The sequence below is a fragment of the Citrobacter sp. Cpo091 genome (assembly GCF_030332645.1).
Classification (GTDB): Bacteria; Pseudomonadota; Gammaproteobacteria; order Enterobacterales; family Enterobacteriaceae; genus Citrobacter; species Citrobacter portucalensis.
Window position 1 is genome coordinate 17217 of the sequence record NZ_JAOWHL010000036.1, and the last position, 14037, is coordinate 31253.

At 51.0% G+C, this 14037-nt stretch carries 12 protein-coding genes; 8 read left to right on the forward strand and 4 right to left on the reverse strand.

Features of this window, described 5'->3' with window-relative positions; genetic code table 11:
• The first annotated feature begins 6 nt into the window (after positions 1 to 6).
• The 8 genes from OGY04_RS14100 to OGY04_RS14135 are packed head-to-tail and all read left to right on the forward strand — an operon-like array spanning position 7 to position 9669.
• On the forward strand, positions 7 to 2097 hold the full coding sequence (locus OGY04_RS14100; RefSeq protein ID WP_008785652.1) for a methyl-accepting chemotaxis protein: 2091 nt from the start codon (positions 7 to 9) through the stop codon (positions 2095 to 2097).
• On the forward strand, positions 2094 to 3161 hold the full coding sequence (locus OGY04_RS14105; RefSeq protein ID WP_286585429.1) for a chemotaxis protein CheB: 1068 nt from the start codon (positions 2094 to 2096) through the stop codon (positions 3159 to 3161). The genes OGY04_RS14100 and OGY04_RS14105 overlap by 4 nt, the downstream gene beginning before the upstream one ends.
• Positions 3158 to 4570, forward strand: a complete 1413-nt coding sequence (locus OGY04_RS14110; protein WP_286585430.1) for a CheR family methyltransferase — start codon at positions 3158 to 3160, stop codon at positions 4568 to 4570. Before OGY04_RS14105 ends, OGY04_RS14110 begins: the two co-directional genes overlap by 4 nt.
• Before the next feature lie 11 nt (positions 4571 to 4581).
• The gene (locus OGY04_RS14115; RefSeq protein WP_286585431.1) at positions 4582 to 6714 is read left to right on the forward strand and encodes a hybrid sensor histidine kinase/response regulator; all 2133 of its coding nucleotides are present in this window, start codon (positions 4582 to 4584) and stop codon (positions 6712 to 6714) included.
• A 22-nt stretch (positions 6715 to 6736) separates the two neighbouring features.
• Positions 6737 to 7096, forward strand: a complete 360-nt coding sequence (locus OGY04_RS14120; RefSeq protein ID WP_008785648.1) for a response regulator — start codon at positions 6737 to 6739, stop codon at positions 7094 to 7096.
• Between the two features lie 17 nt (positions 7097 to 7113).
• Positions 7114 to 8790, forward strand: coding sequence for a diguanylate cyclase (locus tag OGY04_RS14125; RefSeq protein ID WP_057068091.1), 1677 nt, complete (start codon positions 7114 to 7116; stop codon positions 8788 to 8790).
• A gap of 11 nt (positions 8791 to 8801) precedes the next feature.
• On the forward strand, positions 8802 to 9326 hold the full coding sequence (locus OGY04_RS14130) for a chemotaxis protein CheW (RefSeq protein WP_286585432.1): 525 nt from the start codon (positions 8802 to 8804) through the stop codon (positions 9324 to 9326).
• Positions 9310 to 9669, forward strand: a complete 360-nt coding sequence (locus tag OGY04_RS14135; protein ID WP_128612147.1) for a hypothetical protein — start codon at positions 9310 to 9312, stop codon at positions 9667 to 9669. The genes OGY04_RS14130 and OGY04_RS14135 overlap by 17 nt, the downstream gene beginning before the upstream one ends.
• Positions 9670 to 9728: 59 nt before the next feature.
• Here the strand turns inward: OGY04_RS14135 and OGY04_RS14140 are convergent, their stop codons facing one another.
• From OGY04_RS14140 to sitC, 4 genes are all read right to left on the reverse strand, one after another.
• Positions 9729 to 11351 carry a serine hydrolase gene (locus OGY04_RS14140; protein WP_286585433.1) on the reverse strand — a complete coding sequence of 541 codons (1623 nt, stop codon included), beginning with the start codon at positions 11349 to 11351 and terminating at the stop codon, positions 9729 to 9731.
• Between the two features lie 94 nt (positions 11352 to 11445).
• On the reverse strand, positions 11446 to 12168 hold the full coding sequence (locus OGY04_RS14145; RefSeq protein WP_008785644.1) for a cysteine hydrolase family protein: 723 nt from the start codon (positions 12166 to 12168) through the stop codon (positions 11446 to 11448).
• A gap of 163 nt (positions 12169 to 12331) precedes the next feature.
• A complete protein-coding gene (sitD, locus tag OGY04_RS14150; protein WP_286585434.1) occupies positions 12332 to 13183 on the reverse strand; it encodes an iron/manganese ABC transporter permease subunit SitD in 852 nt (283 codons plus the stop codon).
• Positions 13180 to 14037, reverse strand: a complete 858-nt coding sequence (gene sitC / locus OGY04_RS14155; protein ID WP_008785642.1) for an iron/manganese ABC transporter permease subunit SitC — start codon at positions 14035 to 14037, stop codon at positions 13180 to 13182. The genes sitD and sitC overlap by 4 nt, the downstream gene beginning before the upstream one ends.

The following is a 14037-nucleotide window of genomic DNA, read 5'->3' on the forward strand; positions in this document are numbered from 1 at the left end:
AAAATCATGAGTGACATTATTAAAGTAAAAAATCGAACGGCGAATACCACCAGTGAGGGACCGCGCGCTCGACTATTGTCCTGGCTGCACAACATCCATCCCGGTGTGGCGATGAAGCTCGGTATGATTTTGGTTGTTTGTATCGCAACGTTGCTGATTGGCGCCTCTTTTATATTATCGTCTTATCTTTCCAGAGAATTGCAGGTCAATGCGCTGGAGATGATTAAAACCAACACGCGGATATTCCACAACAGTATTTCTAACGAGTTTCAGCGTGTGACTCGTGATGCGGAACATTACAGCAATGTTTATATTAATAATTATCAAAACGTTGCCAATAAACCGCTGCGTTATATGGACTCTACTGAATTAAAAGCGGTGCTGAGCAACCCGAACACCAACGCGCACTTCACCGAATTAACCAGCGTATTTGCCAGTACGTTTATTCTGCAAGGCGAGCAATTTGTACGTGTCAGCAGTACGTTACTGGCGAGTTCAGGCAATACGGCAACAGCAACAGCGCTAGGGCATGATAATCCTGCGTTGCCGCTGCTTTTGAAAAATAAACCCTTTTCCGGTGTGGTCACACTGTTCGGTAAACAGTTTATTAGTCACTACGAACCGATTGCCGACAAATATGGTCAGGTCGTGGGGGCCGTCGCGGTGGGTTTCGACGTCAAACAGAGTTTGCAACCGATCATTCAGCGTTTGTTGAATGTGCATATTGGTAAAGATGGCTACGCCTATGTGCTGGATGCCGGATTTGAACCTGGTCGTATGTTGGTCCACCCCTCGTTGAGCAACCAGCAGGCAATTAATATTACCGATGCCAATGGTTTTAAGCTGTTTGCCGACATGCTCGAACACAAGAATGGCATCACTTACTACAACTGGGTGAGCGGTTATGGCGCATTGCCGAAGACCAAAGTTGCCGTTTATGAATACGTTGAAGGGATAAACTGGATAATCGCCACCACCAACTATGTTGATGATGTCGCCAAGAGCAGCAATCTGGTGCGTAACGGTCTGCTGCTGTTTACCGCGCTGCTGCTGCCCATCATTTTACTGCTGATTGCTGTGGCCAGCCGTTTCCTGATTTCCCGGCGCTTAAATCGTGTCCTGGGGATTGCACAAACCATTGCCGAAGGCGACTTAACGGTGGATGTTCAGGTCGATCACCACGATGAGATCGGCGAACTGCTGAGTGCGGTGGAGATGATGCGTCAGCGTCTGCACTCGTTGGTAGGCGGTATGGTTTCTCATGCAAATTCGGTACATCAGGCATCTTTGCATATTACCGAAGCGGTCGATGGGCAGGCATCAACCAGCGTGGAAACCTCATCTTCAGTGGCTGAAATTACCTCCACCATGGAAGAGCTGTCTGCCTCATCGACACAGATAGCCGAACACTCACGGGCGGTTGTGGATATTGCCAACCAGACGCTCGAGGACTGCAATAAAGGCTCCGAGTCGATGTCGCAATTGCTGATGCGTATGACGGATATTGATACCGACAATCAGCAAAATATGCGTGAAATCATGATGCTTGGTAATAAGTCGACGGAAATCAGTCGCGTGATGGTGATCATTAACAGCGTCGCGGATCAGACGAAACTTATCGCCTTTAACGCAGCGCTCGAAGCTGCCAGCGCCGGGGAAGCCGGTAAGCGTTTCTCGGTGGTGGCGGCTGAAATCCGCCGTCTGGCGGATTCGGTGACGGAATCGACGGTTGAAATTGAAAATAAGATCAACGAGATCCAAAACGCGATTAATCGTCTGGTGCTGAACGCGGAAAAAGGCGGCGAGAGCATTAAAGCGGGCGCAATAGCCTGTAAAGTCAGTGCTGAACATCTGAACGATATCGTTGTTACGGCTGAGCAAACCTCGACGGCGGCGCTACAAATATCGCTATCAACACAGCAACAGAAAACGGCGAGTAATCAGGTGGTCATGGCGCTACGTGAGATCGTTGTTGCCAGTAACTATACCTCGCAATCTATCAAAGACATTCTGGTTGTCAGTCAGGATATGACACAACTGTCGAAAGCGCTGAAAGAGGCTTCGTCCTCATTCACACTGACGGAAACAGATGCATGAATAGCAGCAACATTCGGGTGCTGATCCTCGACCTGGGCAGCGCATCGCGTAATGAGCTGGTCAGGCAACTGGAGGATCACCCGCACATTAAGGTGGTGGGGCAAGCAGCCCATCGCAGACAGGCGATCCGACTGTTGCAACAGCTGATGCCGGACCTGCTGATTCTGACGCTGGATGTCTCGAGCGCCGATAACGTCGAGATCGTGGAAACGATCATGGCAACCAGCGCAATCCCGATCCTTGTCATGAGATTTTGTCCAGAGAATCAATGGGATGATGACTACATTTCCCGTGGTGCGTTGGCGGTGTTGCACCATAGCAGTGATTCACCACTCTCAACGGATGCTTTGCATCGTAAAGTAGAATTATTGGTCGGTGTAAAAGTCATTCGACATATCAAGGGATTACGCTATCCAAGCGAACCGGTAATCCCCACTACACGACCGATGATAGACGTTGTAAAAACGCCACAAGACTGGCCTTTTGTGCTGGCGATTGCCTGTTCGACGGGCGGGCCGCAGGCGCTAAGTAAGCTGTTACAGGATCTGCCCGGTACGTTCCCGTGCCCGGTACTTATTGCCCAACATATTGCCGATGGCTTCGCGAAAAATATGGTGCATTGGCTGGATAGCGTGACCGATCTGAAGGTGCGACTGGCGCAGGAGGACGATCGGGTGGAAGCGGGGTATGTGTATATATTGCCGCCGGAGCAGCACCTGATCGTCAAAAACAACCAGCGTTTAGCGGCGATCCCAAGACAGGAAAGCGACGTTTACCATCCCAGTTGCAACCTGTTGCTGGAGTCGGTGGCTGAGGTGTTTCGCGAAAAAGCCGTCGGACTGATTATGACCGGCATGGGCAGCGATGGCTGCCGCGGCATTGAGCTTATTGTCCGCCGTGGTGGTACAACGCTGGCGCAGGACGAAGAAAGTTCGGTGGTATTCGGTATGAATAAGAACGCGATCGACAAGCAGCTAATACACCGCACGATCCCTCTGGATGGCCTTGCTGCGGTACTGCTTTCGATGGCTTGCCACGGGCATGTTGAGAGTAAATTGCCATGATCCCTAATCTTCCTGACTATGCTCGCCTGATCAAAGAACGGGTCGGTTTGCACTTCGATAACGCCATGGAAGCATTGCTGAAAACGGCGCTGGGTCGGCGAATGTCCGAGCGAAAAATCAATGATTACTATGAATACTATGAACAACTGCGTAGCTCGCAGAATGAGTTTGATAGTTTCATCACGCTGATTACGATTAACGAAACCTATTTTTTCCGTGAAAGCGATACGCTGGATTTAATCTGCGATAAATGGATCCCGCGTCTGTTGCAACAGCGCAGCGGCCCGGTGCGTATTCTGAGTGCCGGATGCTCTTCCGGAGAGGAAGCCTACTCGTTGGCGATCAAGCTGCATGAGAAATACCTCGGCGGGATGGCCCAGCGCATCGAAATTTACGGCTGTGATATTGACCCGGCAATCCTGGCAAAAGCCCGCAACGCCTGCTATTCAAGCTACTCGTTTCGCGGCGTCGACCCGAGTATTCAGCAACGCTACTTTACCCGCTCGGGAAACCTCTACCGGCTGCATGATGAGATCCGTGAGAAGGTCACCTTCCATCGCACCAACATTATAAAAGAACAGTTACTGCCGGAAGTGGACATCATTTTGCTGCGCAATGTGTCCATCTATTTTGATACGCCAACGCGTCGCGAGCTGCACGGTAATTTGCTGAAGATATTGCAACCGCAGGGAGCCTTATTTTTTGGCAATGCGGAAACGCTGGCTAACAATTTCGACATTCTGAAGCTGGAGCAGGAAGAGGGGATTTTCTATTTTTGCCACCATCGTGAAGCGGCAAGGGTTGTGCCTGTCCCCAGAGTTGCGGTGCGCATTCCGCAGTCGAGAGCGGTGGTTGAACAGGTTCCTCTGGTGCCCACGGCGCAGCAGAGTAATGACTGGCTGAAGAAAGCGCGCGCCAGTCTCGATGAAAAATGTTTTTCTGAAGCTGAAAAGTGTATCGCCTGTATATTACGCGACGATCCCCGTAATCAGGATGCGCTTTTGATCCAGGGCGTTATTGCCCTCGAACAGCGTGAGTTTTCTCAAACAGCCGGAAACGCACAGCAGATCCTCGCGCAGGATGAGTGGTCGGCAGAGGCCAAAATGCTGCTCGGCCTGGCGATGATGTGGCAACACCAGACCCAGCAGGCCATCGCCTGGTTCAAACAGGTGGTTTATCAGGAACCTGGCTACTGGCCTGCACACTATTATCTGGCTGAAATGTACCGGCAAAGCGAGTTATACCAGCCTGCTCAACGGACTTATCGTGTGGTGATGCAGTTACTGAACGACGAGATAAACAATCCGTCCTCGGTTTGTCGTCTGCGTTTGCCAATGGTATTTCCTGGCAATACGTTTCGTTTCTTGTGTGAACATCAACTGGCGCAATTCGCCCACCAAAGTGGCTAATAAGAGCGATTATGGCTATCGATCTGAAAAAATTCGTTCTGCGCTTTATTGATGAAGGGAGAGGTCATTTGCAGACGATCAGCGAAGGGGCGTTTCTCCTCTCCGCTGATGAGCATACCGACGCCTGGATAGGTGAGATGTTTCGCGCTGCGCATACCCTGAAAGGGGGGGCGCGGATGCTGAAGCTGCAAAGTATTGCCGATGTCACGCATCATCTTGAAGATGTATTGAGTGAACTGCGTGACAACAAACTGACGCCGGACAGGGCGCTGGGCAATCTGATCCATGAGTCTGTGGAGTATCTTTCTGGTCAGCTTACCCAGCTTTTTGTCAGCGAAGGGGATAATCAGTTGCCACCGGCGGATGCCGGGCTGTGCGAACGCCTTGCCCGCGCCAGTCGGGGAGAGGATATCACGCTGGCTGTCGAAACTGCCGGGGCAACAGAAAAACCGGTAGTCCCTGCGCCCGCGACGCCAGCCAGCATGGATGCCGGTATTAAGCAGGCGGATTTCGTTCGGGTAAAGCTGAACAAGCTCGATGGACTGATCGACATTCTGGGGGAGGTGCTCGCCGGACATGATCGCCTGGAACAGCAGATACAAAACCTGAGTCAACTGGTACCACGGTTACCGGGATTGAGTGCTGAGCAGCTTCGCCAGCAGATCCACGACTTTAGCGCCCAGTTAAAAGAAAGCGTTCAGCTCCAGCATTTGCAGATGTTTGAACTGTACGATGTGGCGGCGCGGATCCGTATGCTGCCACTTTCAACATTGTTTGAACCCATTTCGCTGCAGGTCAGCGAACTGGCTTCCACACTGAACAAGCAGGTGGTGTGCCGCTTTGTTGGCGGAGAAGTGGAAATCGACCGCCAGCTCATTGATCGGCTTTCGGAGTCGCTGACGCATCTACTGCGTAATGCCGTCGATCACGGGATTGGTGAGATCGACGAACGTCTGGCGCTCGGTAAATCCACTCGCGGCACGATTACCATCACTACTCAGCAGGACGGCAGCGGGATACTACTGCGTATCGAAGATGATGGCCGTGGTCTGAACTATGAGGCCATCAGCGCGAAGGCGGTCAGTAAAGGTCTTGTTCCCGCTTCAATGGTCGGGCAGCTCTCCGAGCAAGAATGTAATGAGCTGATTTTTCATCCCGGCTTTTCGACCAGCAAGATAGTCTCCGAGCTTTCTGGTCGCGGTGTTGGTCTTGATGTGGTGCGCAAAACGGTGGTGACCGACCTGCAAGGCGATTTGCAGGTTTATAGCCGTCCGGGAGTCGGAACCAGCTTTAACCTGCGGTTGCCTGTTTCGTTAACCATGATGCGGATTTTGCAATTTGAAGAGCAGGGGCACCTTTTTGGACTGGCTGCGCAGTATGTGGTTGAGGTGGTGGAATGCACGCCACAGGGGATCAGCGATATCGCCGGACGTCCTGCAATTATCTTGCATAACGAGTTTATCCCGGTGGTTTGCGTAGGTAGCTTACTGGGCATTCATGAACGCCAGAGCAGCTTTTCAACGCCCGGACAGCGATTAATCGTGGTGCAGAACCAGTACAGCAAAATGGCGCTGCAAGTGGATAAGCTCCTCGATGAACGCAAGATGATGATCAAACCGTTACCGAAGCATATGCAACAGCAGTCGCTGGTCTCCGGGATGGTACAAACACCGGATAACCAACTGGTCAGCATCCTGCACGTTCCCGCGCTGATGGCGATGGCGCAACAATCACGGCAAACCAGTACACCAGCGCCCGCCACGAGCGTAACGCAGGATGCCTGGCATGTGTTGGTGGTCGATGACTCACTGAATACCCGTGAGATAGAAAAGAACGTGCTGGAAGCGCACGGCTATCAGGTGACTCTGGCAGAAGACGGGCTGTCGGGGCTGCAAAAAGCGAAACTGACCCAGTTTGATGCCGTACTGACGGATGTCGAAATGCCGTTTATGGATGGTTTCACCTTCACCAAATCGTTGCGTGGGGAGAAAAACTACCAGCATACGCCAATCATCATCGTGACGTCCCGCGCGAAGGAAGAGGACCGGCGACGGGGGATTCAGGTGGGCGCGGATGCCTACATCGCCAAGGGCGATTTCGAGCAGGACAGTTTGATAAAAACATTAAAAATGCTTTTGTGCTGATGGCGCAAAATCGAGAGAGAAAATGCGAATTTTATTAGTTGATGATGATCTTTTTGCGGCTGAACTGGCATCCATATTTTTGCAAATGGACGGCTACGATGTGGTGATTGTGGAAAGCGCGATTTCCGCCCTGGCGTGCCTGGACTCGGATAACAACATCGACCTGGTGATTAGCGATCTGCATATGCCAGAGATCAGTGGGTTGGATTTGCTGGCGCTGTTACGCGCTCAGGATTGGGCTAAGCCTTTTATTTTACTGAGTGCCAATGAAGTAACGGGCAGCGACGCTCTGTACGACCGTTGGGTGAAAAAAGATGAAAACCTCGCGGAAAATCTGGGGGCTGCTGTCAATGCGCTACTGCAACCATCTGCGATTAACTGAATAAGCCTACGTGTTTGATGAAACAAGAAAATAAGCATATAGCGATGGCGGCAGCGCAGGAAAAAATAGCGCGTTTGCGGCAGGGGTTTCTACGCCGAATTCCCGACATGCTGGCACAAGCGGAAAGATTACTCGTTCAACTGGTCGCAGAGCCTAGCGAAGCCTGTCGCAAACAGCTACATATCCTGCTGCACAGTATTCACGGTTCGGCAGGGTCCTTTGGCTTTAGCCCGCTGGCGAATGCCTCAGCAGAAGGTGAGCGTTTACTAACAGAACCGGAAACAGAGCAAAGCACATTGCATTACGATGAGCTGCGGCGAATCATCAGGTGGTTGTACACCCTGACTCAGGAGCAGCTCAATCTTGAACATCGTATCAGCGATACGGAGTTCACATTACCGATCGCCGCACAGCGCCCGGAAGAGGGATATGTTCGGCGGGCCAGTAAGCCTATCTACCTGTGTGATGATGATATTGACCAGGTCGAGCTTCTCGCGACCCAACTGCGCTGTTTTGGTTTTACCTGCCATGTGTTCGCGAACACGCAGGATTTCACTCAGGCCGTATTGTCGCAACCGCCCGCGGTGGTGATTATGGATGTTAGCTTTCCGGACAACGCCTACGGTGGACCGCTGGCGATGTCGGATTTGAAACAAAAAGTGGGCAAACCTTTCCCTGTGCTGTTCCTCTCGTGTCATAGCGATTTCAATGCCCGCGTCAACGCCATCAAATCTGGCTGCGATGGCTACTACGTAAAACCTGCGTCTATCACCGATTTAGTCCAGGAACTTCATCGCCTGACTCAACCGTCGCTGAAAAAGCCTTACCAGGTATTGTTGATCGATGACGAACCGGCGGTGGCTGAATACAACGCGGAGATGCTGCGCTTGGCGGGCATGGAAGTGCATGTGCTGGAAAAACCTCACTATCTACTGCATGTACTCAATGCGCAGCCGATCGATTTGGTGTTGATGGATTACCACATGCCGGAATTCAGCGGTGAGGAACTGACAAAACTGATTCGCCAAATACCGCAGCATATTGGCCTGCCTATCGCCTATCTCTCCAGCGAGACCAACAAGCATGCGCAGTTGGGAGCAATGAGCATCGGCGCGGAGGATTTTATCCTCAAACAGAGCGACCCTGAGGAGCTGATCCGCGCCGTATCGATCCGCGCGGAGAGAATGCGCGTCCTGCGTGCACGCATGTCGCAGGACAGTCTGAGCGGGTTATATAACCACTCAACGACCACCCATTTTCTCAAAAGCGCGATTGCCGAGTCGAACTACAGTGGCAACCCGTTTTGTATGGTGATGGTGGACCTGGATCGCTTCAAAAGCGTTAACGATACCTACGGTCATGCGGTCGGTGACCAGGTAATTGTCGGTATTTCGCAGTTGTTCTCCCATCGCTTACGCAGCACCGATATCGTTGGCCGTTACGGTGGTGAAGAGTTTGTCATCATTATGCCCAACACCAGCAGTGACAAGGCCGCGCGCGTGGTCGAACGATTGCGCAGGGATTACGAGCAGGTCACGTTTTCCGTTAACGACGCCAGCTTTCACAGTACGTTCAGCGCGGGTATTGCCCAGTGGCAGTTTGGCGATCGGATTGAAACGCTACGCGAACGTGCCGATCAGGCGCTGTATGCCGCGAAACAAAATGGCCGTAACACTTTCTGCATTGCCGAGTAAAAGGAGTCAATATGAGCCAACAGCTGGAGCAGATTCTTGCGCTGAACCATGGTGAAAAACCGGAGTGTGAAAACGTTGATGAACCCCAGCGCACGCTGGTGTTATTTCAACTGGCGGGTAAAAATTTTGCCTTCTATGGGGCGCAAATTAAAGAGATCCTTGCAGAGCGCCCGATCTCCTGGGTTCCCTGTTGCGCGCCAATGCTTGAAGGGGTCATCAACTATCGTGGACGGGTGGAATCGGTGATGAGACTGGACAGCCTGATCGATAAACCTATCGTTAATTCGGCAGGTAAGCGCACTATTCTGATTGGTTGCGCCGAGAAAATGCAAAGTGGGATCCTGATAGATAAACTGATTGATGTGTTGGAAGTCGCCGAAAGCCAGATTCATTTGCCAGGAGATTCATTGCCCCCGGCGTTACAAAGCATCGCTGTGGGGGTGGTTAACGTGATAGAAACCTGGTACACGCTGCTCGATCTGAATCTGGTCTTTGAGCGTTATCAGGAGACCAGCGGTTATGACGGCACCCACTAATCTGGCGGCGGTACGTATTACTTTGGGAGCGCTAACGTTGTATATACCGGCAAACCAGGTTGGTGTGTGTTCGTTAGTGACTCAGGTTGTGCCTGAAATCCCCCGATTTAGCCAGTGGCTGGGGATTGCGGATGAGCCGCAGGAGGGATGGCATTTGCATTTGCGCGTCCCGGACAGTGGCGTTGTAACTGGCTGGTACCTATGGGGACAACTTGAGAATGTGATGCTCTCCGGCGACATTATTTTTGCCGTACCTCCGCTTCTGGCGCGTAACTGTCATCTGCCTGCGCTTCGTGCCCTGGTGGGCCGCGAGGCGTTTAGCCCGCTATTAAGCTGGCGCTGACACGCTGCGGGAGCTTTAACGGTCCCGCAGCATGAGAAGGCTGGGAGTGCTATATCCCGTTACTGGATATAAGCATCAACAGCCCGACTGACCAGCTTAGTCATAAAGTTGTCAATCTTATCAATGGTCTGCTTGTCCTGAAGATCGTAGGTTTTTGCTACGTCATCCAGGTTTTCATAACCGACCCAAACTCGCCCGATCTTATCCTGCCATACGGAGACACGTAACGGCAGATCCAGCGCGACACCCTGTTTATCCTGCATCAGTTTTGTGCCGACTTTAGGGTTACCAAATACCAGGACTTTTGTTGGCCTCAGGTTCATTCCTGCGCCCTCGGCATTTTTCTCGTGATCAATTTCAGTGAATACCGGAACGCCTTCGCTTTTCAGAATGGCTTTCAGTCGGGAGACCGTCTCATCGACAGAGAATTTACTTTCCTGGTTTTTGACCTTCTCTGAATTTAACCCAGAACCCAGCCCTATTTTATAGGCTTCAGCGATATCACGAGCCACCTGAGTCATGTCTACGCCTTCTTTGTTGGTCAGCATTGTCACGCAAACCAGTTCATCACCGGCGGTAAAGCGGCTCAGATAGGCACTAAAGCCACCTGTGGTTCCTTTGATTTCCAGAAAACCAGGATGGCGGGTAAATTCCCAGCCGGCCATGGCAGGCACGACTTTGCCATTTTTCAGTTTTGCCGGGCTATAGATAATGTCGCGTAGCTTTTTGTCTTTAACCAGCGTGCTGCCGGCAAGACCGATATCCCACTTACTGATGTCTTCCGCTGACGACCACAGACCACCGTAGGCGAACAGATTATCAGTGGCGATCGCGCTGACAGGCGCCAGTTTGTCACCCGCTGCGACGTAACCTGTTGCAGGCTCAACAGGGTTGATCCAGTCAATTTCTGACTTAAATTTCGAATGCTGATTATGTTGCTTATCAGGCGTCGGGCGATCAAGGAATGCTTTCGTTGGCATGTCTTTTGCGAACATGGTGCTTTGCAGACCTAACGGCGCAATTTGGTATTTGTTGACGAAGTCTACGTAACTCATTCCGCTGACTTTCTCGATAGCCAAACCTAACAGGATAAAGTCAGTTGCGCTGGAGTTGATATCCGTGCCGTTTTTAAATTCGAGCGGTTTATCTTTAACAAGATCCACCAGCTGCGCAGGTGTATATTTTTGCTCTTGTTTATAGCCGAAAGATCTGAAATCAGGGATCCCGGATGAGTGCTGCATTAATTCCAGAATCGTAATGTTATGCCAGCTTTCCGGCAGGCCAGGCAAATAAACACTCACAGGAGTATTAAGATCCAATTTGCCTTGCTCTACCAGTTGCATTACTGCGACTGCAGTAAAAGCCTGCGTGATAGGGCCAATTCCCCACATGGTTTTGGTGGAAGCAAGCTCATCATTGGCTGCCGTTGCCAGACCGTATCCCGCTGAGCGCGGAATATAAGGTGCCTGAACAATCGCCATGGATAAACCCGGCAGATTATTTTTCGCCATTACTTCGGCAATGATCTGATCGATATATTTGCCGTTGACCTTTAATTGTGGATCACCACGGTTAACTAAGTAAGTAGTCTCATTTGTATTGGCAGCGGCCAACACCTGATTAGCTGAAACTGACATGGAAAGTAAAATACATGCCGAAATAACCTTAAACTTAAGATTCATGGAAAAGCTCCGCGCTTAATGAAATTTATTTTGATGGCTAATGGATGAGCGATGTTGTACATACAATTACCCTCGGTAACCGTACTCATAGCTATTACTTAGCTGCTGCCTTTACCTTTTCAACCGTGGTGTCGGTGTCCCATAAATCATTGGCAATGATGCGGTAGTTGGTTAGAGCGGCGAGATAACCGTCACCTTCCGGAATGCGCGGACCCGCTGTCGCATCTTTAACGACGACAACTTCAAAACCTTGCTCAATCAATTCACGCATATGGGATTCAATACACAGATTGGCAGCCATACCGGCGAGAATGACCTGTGAGACACCGCGTTTTCTTAATTGCAGTACCAGGTCGTTGGTTTCTGGTCCGAAAATCTTATGCGGTGAGGCAATGACCGTTTCGCCATCATAAATATATGGCTTAAACTGCGGTAAAAAGTCTGCGCCGGAATTTTCAAAATTCTCCATCGTCAGTGGACCTTTACGACTGAACATTCCAGTGCCGTGCATAAATGTTTCTCCCGGTGCGGTAGATTGCCATTTATGGTCGTGCGGAAAGTAATAATGTGGAGAAATAAAAACAGGCATTTGTGCTTCTTTTGCCATTTTGAACAACGTCTCGAGGTTTTCTACAGTATTATTTTCAATAATGCTGTCTTTAAAAACCTCCCAGCCAATACCCTGAGGACTTAAAAAATCGATCTGTGGATCGACTACCACCAACGCAGCTTCCTTATTATTAAGTGTTATACCTTTGCGTGGTAAGCCATAGGCCTCTGGTTCAGAATAGATTTCTGACATGCTCATCTTGCTCATAAAATTTACCTGTATTTTTATCTAATGTGATAGTGACTATCTGATTATTAAATAGCGCTGGTAAATATGGCATGGTTTCAGAACGGGGCATTTGTTCAGGACGCTGGGAATATTGTCATTACGTATTCTAATTACGATAGTGGGCATATCACTGCCCACTCCGTTAGAGGTCGTATTGCTGGCGTCGCCGTTCTAAACGACGGTCGCGCAGGGTGGAATAAATAAAGGTCATCACAAACAGTAGTGAAAATAGTACGACGATGGTGGGGGCCGGTGCACTGTCGATGAAAAAAGACAGGTACACGCCCATAAACGAGGTAACGACCGACATAATCACCGCCAGCCACAAGGCGTGGGAAAATTTCCGCGTCATTAAAATCGCAATGGCGCCAGGCGCAATCAGTAAGGAGATCGACAAAATAATCCCTACTGATTTTAGCGTGGCGACAATCGTCAGGGCGATCATGCACAGCAGGCCGTAATGTAGCAGTGCAGTGTTAAGCCCACTGGCCTTTGCCTGATGCGGGTCGAACGCATGCAGCAGCAGATCTTTCCACTTAAGCCCAATAATAAGCGCTATCCCAAGCGTAATAACCGCGGTTTGTATGATGTCGCTGAACGATACGCCCAGCATATCGCCGAACAGAATATGATCGAGATGGACCTCTGACTGGATAGAGACGTACAGCACCAGCCCTGCGCCAAACATGCCGGAAAAGACGATTCCCATCAGGGTATCGCGTTTGATGCGGCTGTTATCGTCGAGATAACCCGTCGCCACCGCACAGAACAGCCCGGCGATAAATGCGCCAATTGCCAGTGGGATGCCCGTAATCCACGCCAGTACAATTCCCGGGAAAACCGCGTGGCTCATTGCATCGCCCATCAGCGCCCAGCCTTTGAGTACTAAAAATACAGACAGCAGCGCGCAGGGCACGGCGACAATGGTGGAGATGACCAGCGCATTGACCATAAAACCAAACTGAAAGGGTTCCAGCAGCGTTGTTAAGATCATACTGACTCCTTGTTCACCAGACGGGCGCGGCGGCGATTCGCCAGCAGACCGTGTTTTGGTGCGAAGACAAATGCCAGCAGGAACAGCAGCGTTTGCAGAACGACAATAATTCCGCCGGTTGCACCGTCCAGCCAGTAGCTCAGCCAGGCGCCGAAAAAGCTGGTCAGGCTGCCAATAGCTACGGCGATAGTGAGCAGGCGTGGAAAACGATCGGTCAGCAGCCAGGCCGTTGCACCGGGCGTAACCACCAGGCAAATCACCAGAAATGCGCCGACGGTTTGCAGCGCGGCGACCGTGGAAACGGAGAGCAGCGTAAAAAATAACAGCTTCAACCGGCCCGGATTCAGACCGATAGAGCGCGCGTGGTTTTCATCAAAAAAAACCACCATCAGATCTTTCCACTTCAAAAACAGGATGGTTAGCGAAATAACCCCGATGATGGCCAGTTGCAGAATATCTTCTGGCGCAATCGCCAGCACGTTGCCGAGAATGATGGTCTGAATGTTCACCGACATCGGATTGAGCGACACCATAAACAGCCCGATACCGAAAAAAGACGAAAAAATCAGTCCGATAATCGCATCTTCCTTCAGGCGCGAACGTTGATTAAGAAACAGCATACTGCCCGCCGCCAGTCCGCCGGAAAGGAATGCGCCAAGCGCGAAGGGAAGCCCTAACATATAAGCGCCTGCCACGCCCGGCACGATAGAGTGCGACAGTGCATCGCCAATCAGCGACCAGCCTTTGAGCATCAGATAGCAGGAGAGAAACGCACACAGGCCACCGACCATCGCCGAGACCCACATGGCGTTGAGCATGTACTGGTAGCCAAACGGCTCCGTTAGCCAGTTCAT

Excerpts from the sequence above, each read along its gene's own strand:
- OGY04_RS14120 (WP_008785648.1), top strand. The coding sequence starts at position 6,737 with ATGCGAATTTTATTAGTTGATGATGATCTTTTTGCGGCTGAACTGGCA.
- OGY04_RS14135 (WP_128612147.1), top strand. The coding sequence starts at position 9,310 with ATGACGGCACCCACTAATCTGGCGGCGGTACGTATTACTTTGGGAGCG.
- sitC (WP_008785642.1), bottom strand. The coding sequence starts at position 14,037 with ATGAACTGGCTAACGGAGCCGTTTGGCTACCAGTACATGCTCAACGCC.
- OGY04_RS14100 (WP_008785652.1), top strand. The coding sequence starts at position 7 with ATGAGTGACATTATTAAAGTAAAAAATCGAACGGCGAATACCACCAGT.
- OGY04_RS14115 (WP_286585431.1), top strand. The coding sequence starts at position 4,582 with ATGGCTATCGATCTGAAAAAATTCGTTCTGCGCTTTATTGATGAAGGG.
- OGY04_RS14130 (WP_286585432.1), top strand. The coding sequence starts at position 8,802 with ATGAGCCAACAGCTGGAGCAGATTCTTGCGCTGAACCATGGTGAAAAA.
- OGY04_RS14140 (WP_286585433.1), bottom strand. The coding sequence starts at position 11,351 with ATGAATCTTAAGTTTAAGGTTATTTCGGCATGTATTTTACTTTCCATG.
- OGY04_RS14145 (WP_008785644.1), bottom strand. The coding sequence starts at position 12,168 with ATGAGCAAGATGAGCATGTCAGAAATCTATTCTGAACCAGAGGCCTAT.
- OGY04_RS14110 (WP_286585430.1), top strand. The coding sequence starts at position 3,158 with ATGATCCCTAATCTTCCTGACTATGCTCGCCTGATCAAAGAACGGGTC.
- sitD (WP_286585434.1), bottom strand. The coding sequence starts at position 13,183 with ATGATCTTAACAACGCTGCTGGAACCCTTTCAGTTTGGTTTTATGGTC.
- OGY04_RS14125 (WP_057068091.1), top strand. The coding sequence starts at position 7,114 with ATGAAACAAGAAAATAAGCATATAGCGATGGCGGCAGCGCAGGAAAAA.
- OGY04_RS14105 (WP_286585429.1), top strand. The coding sequence starts at position 2,094 with ATGAATAGCAGCAACATTCGGGTGCTGATCCTCGACCTGGGCAGCGCA.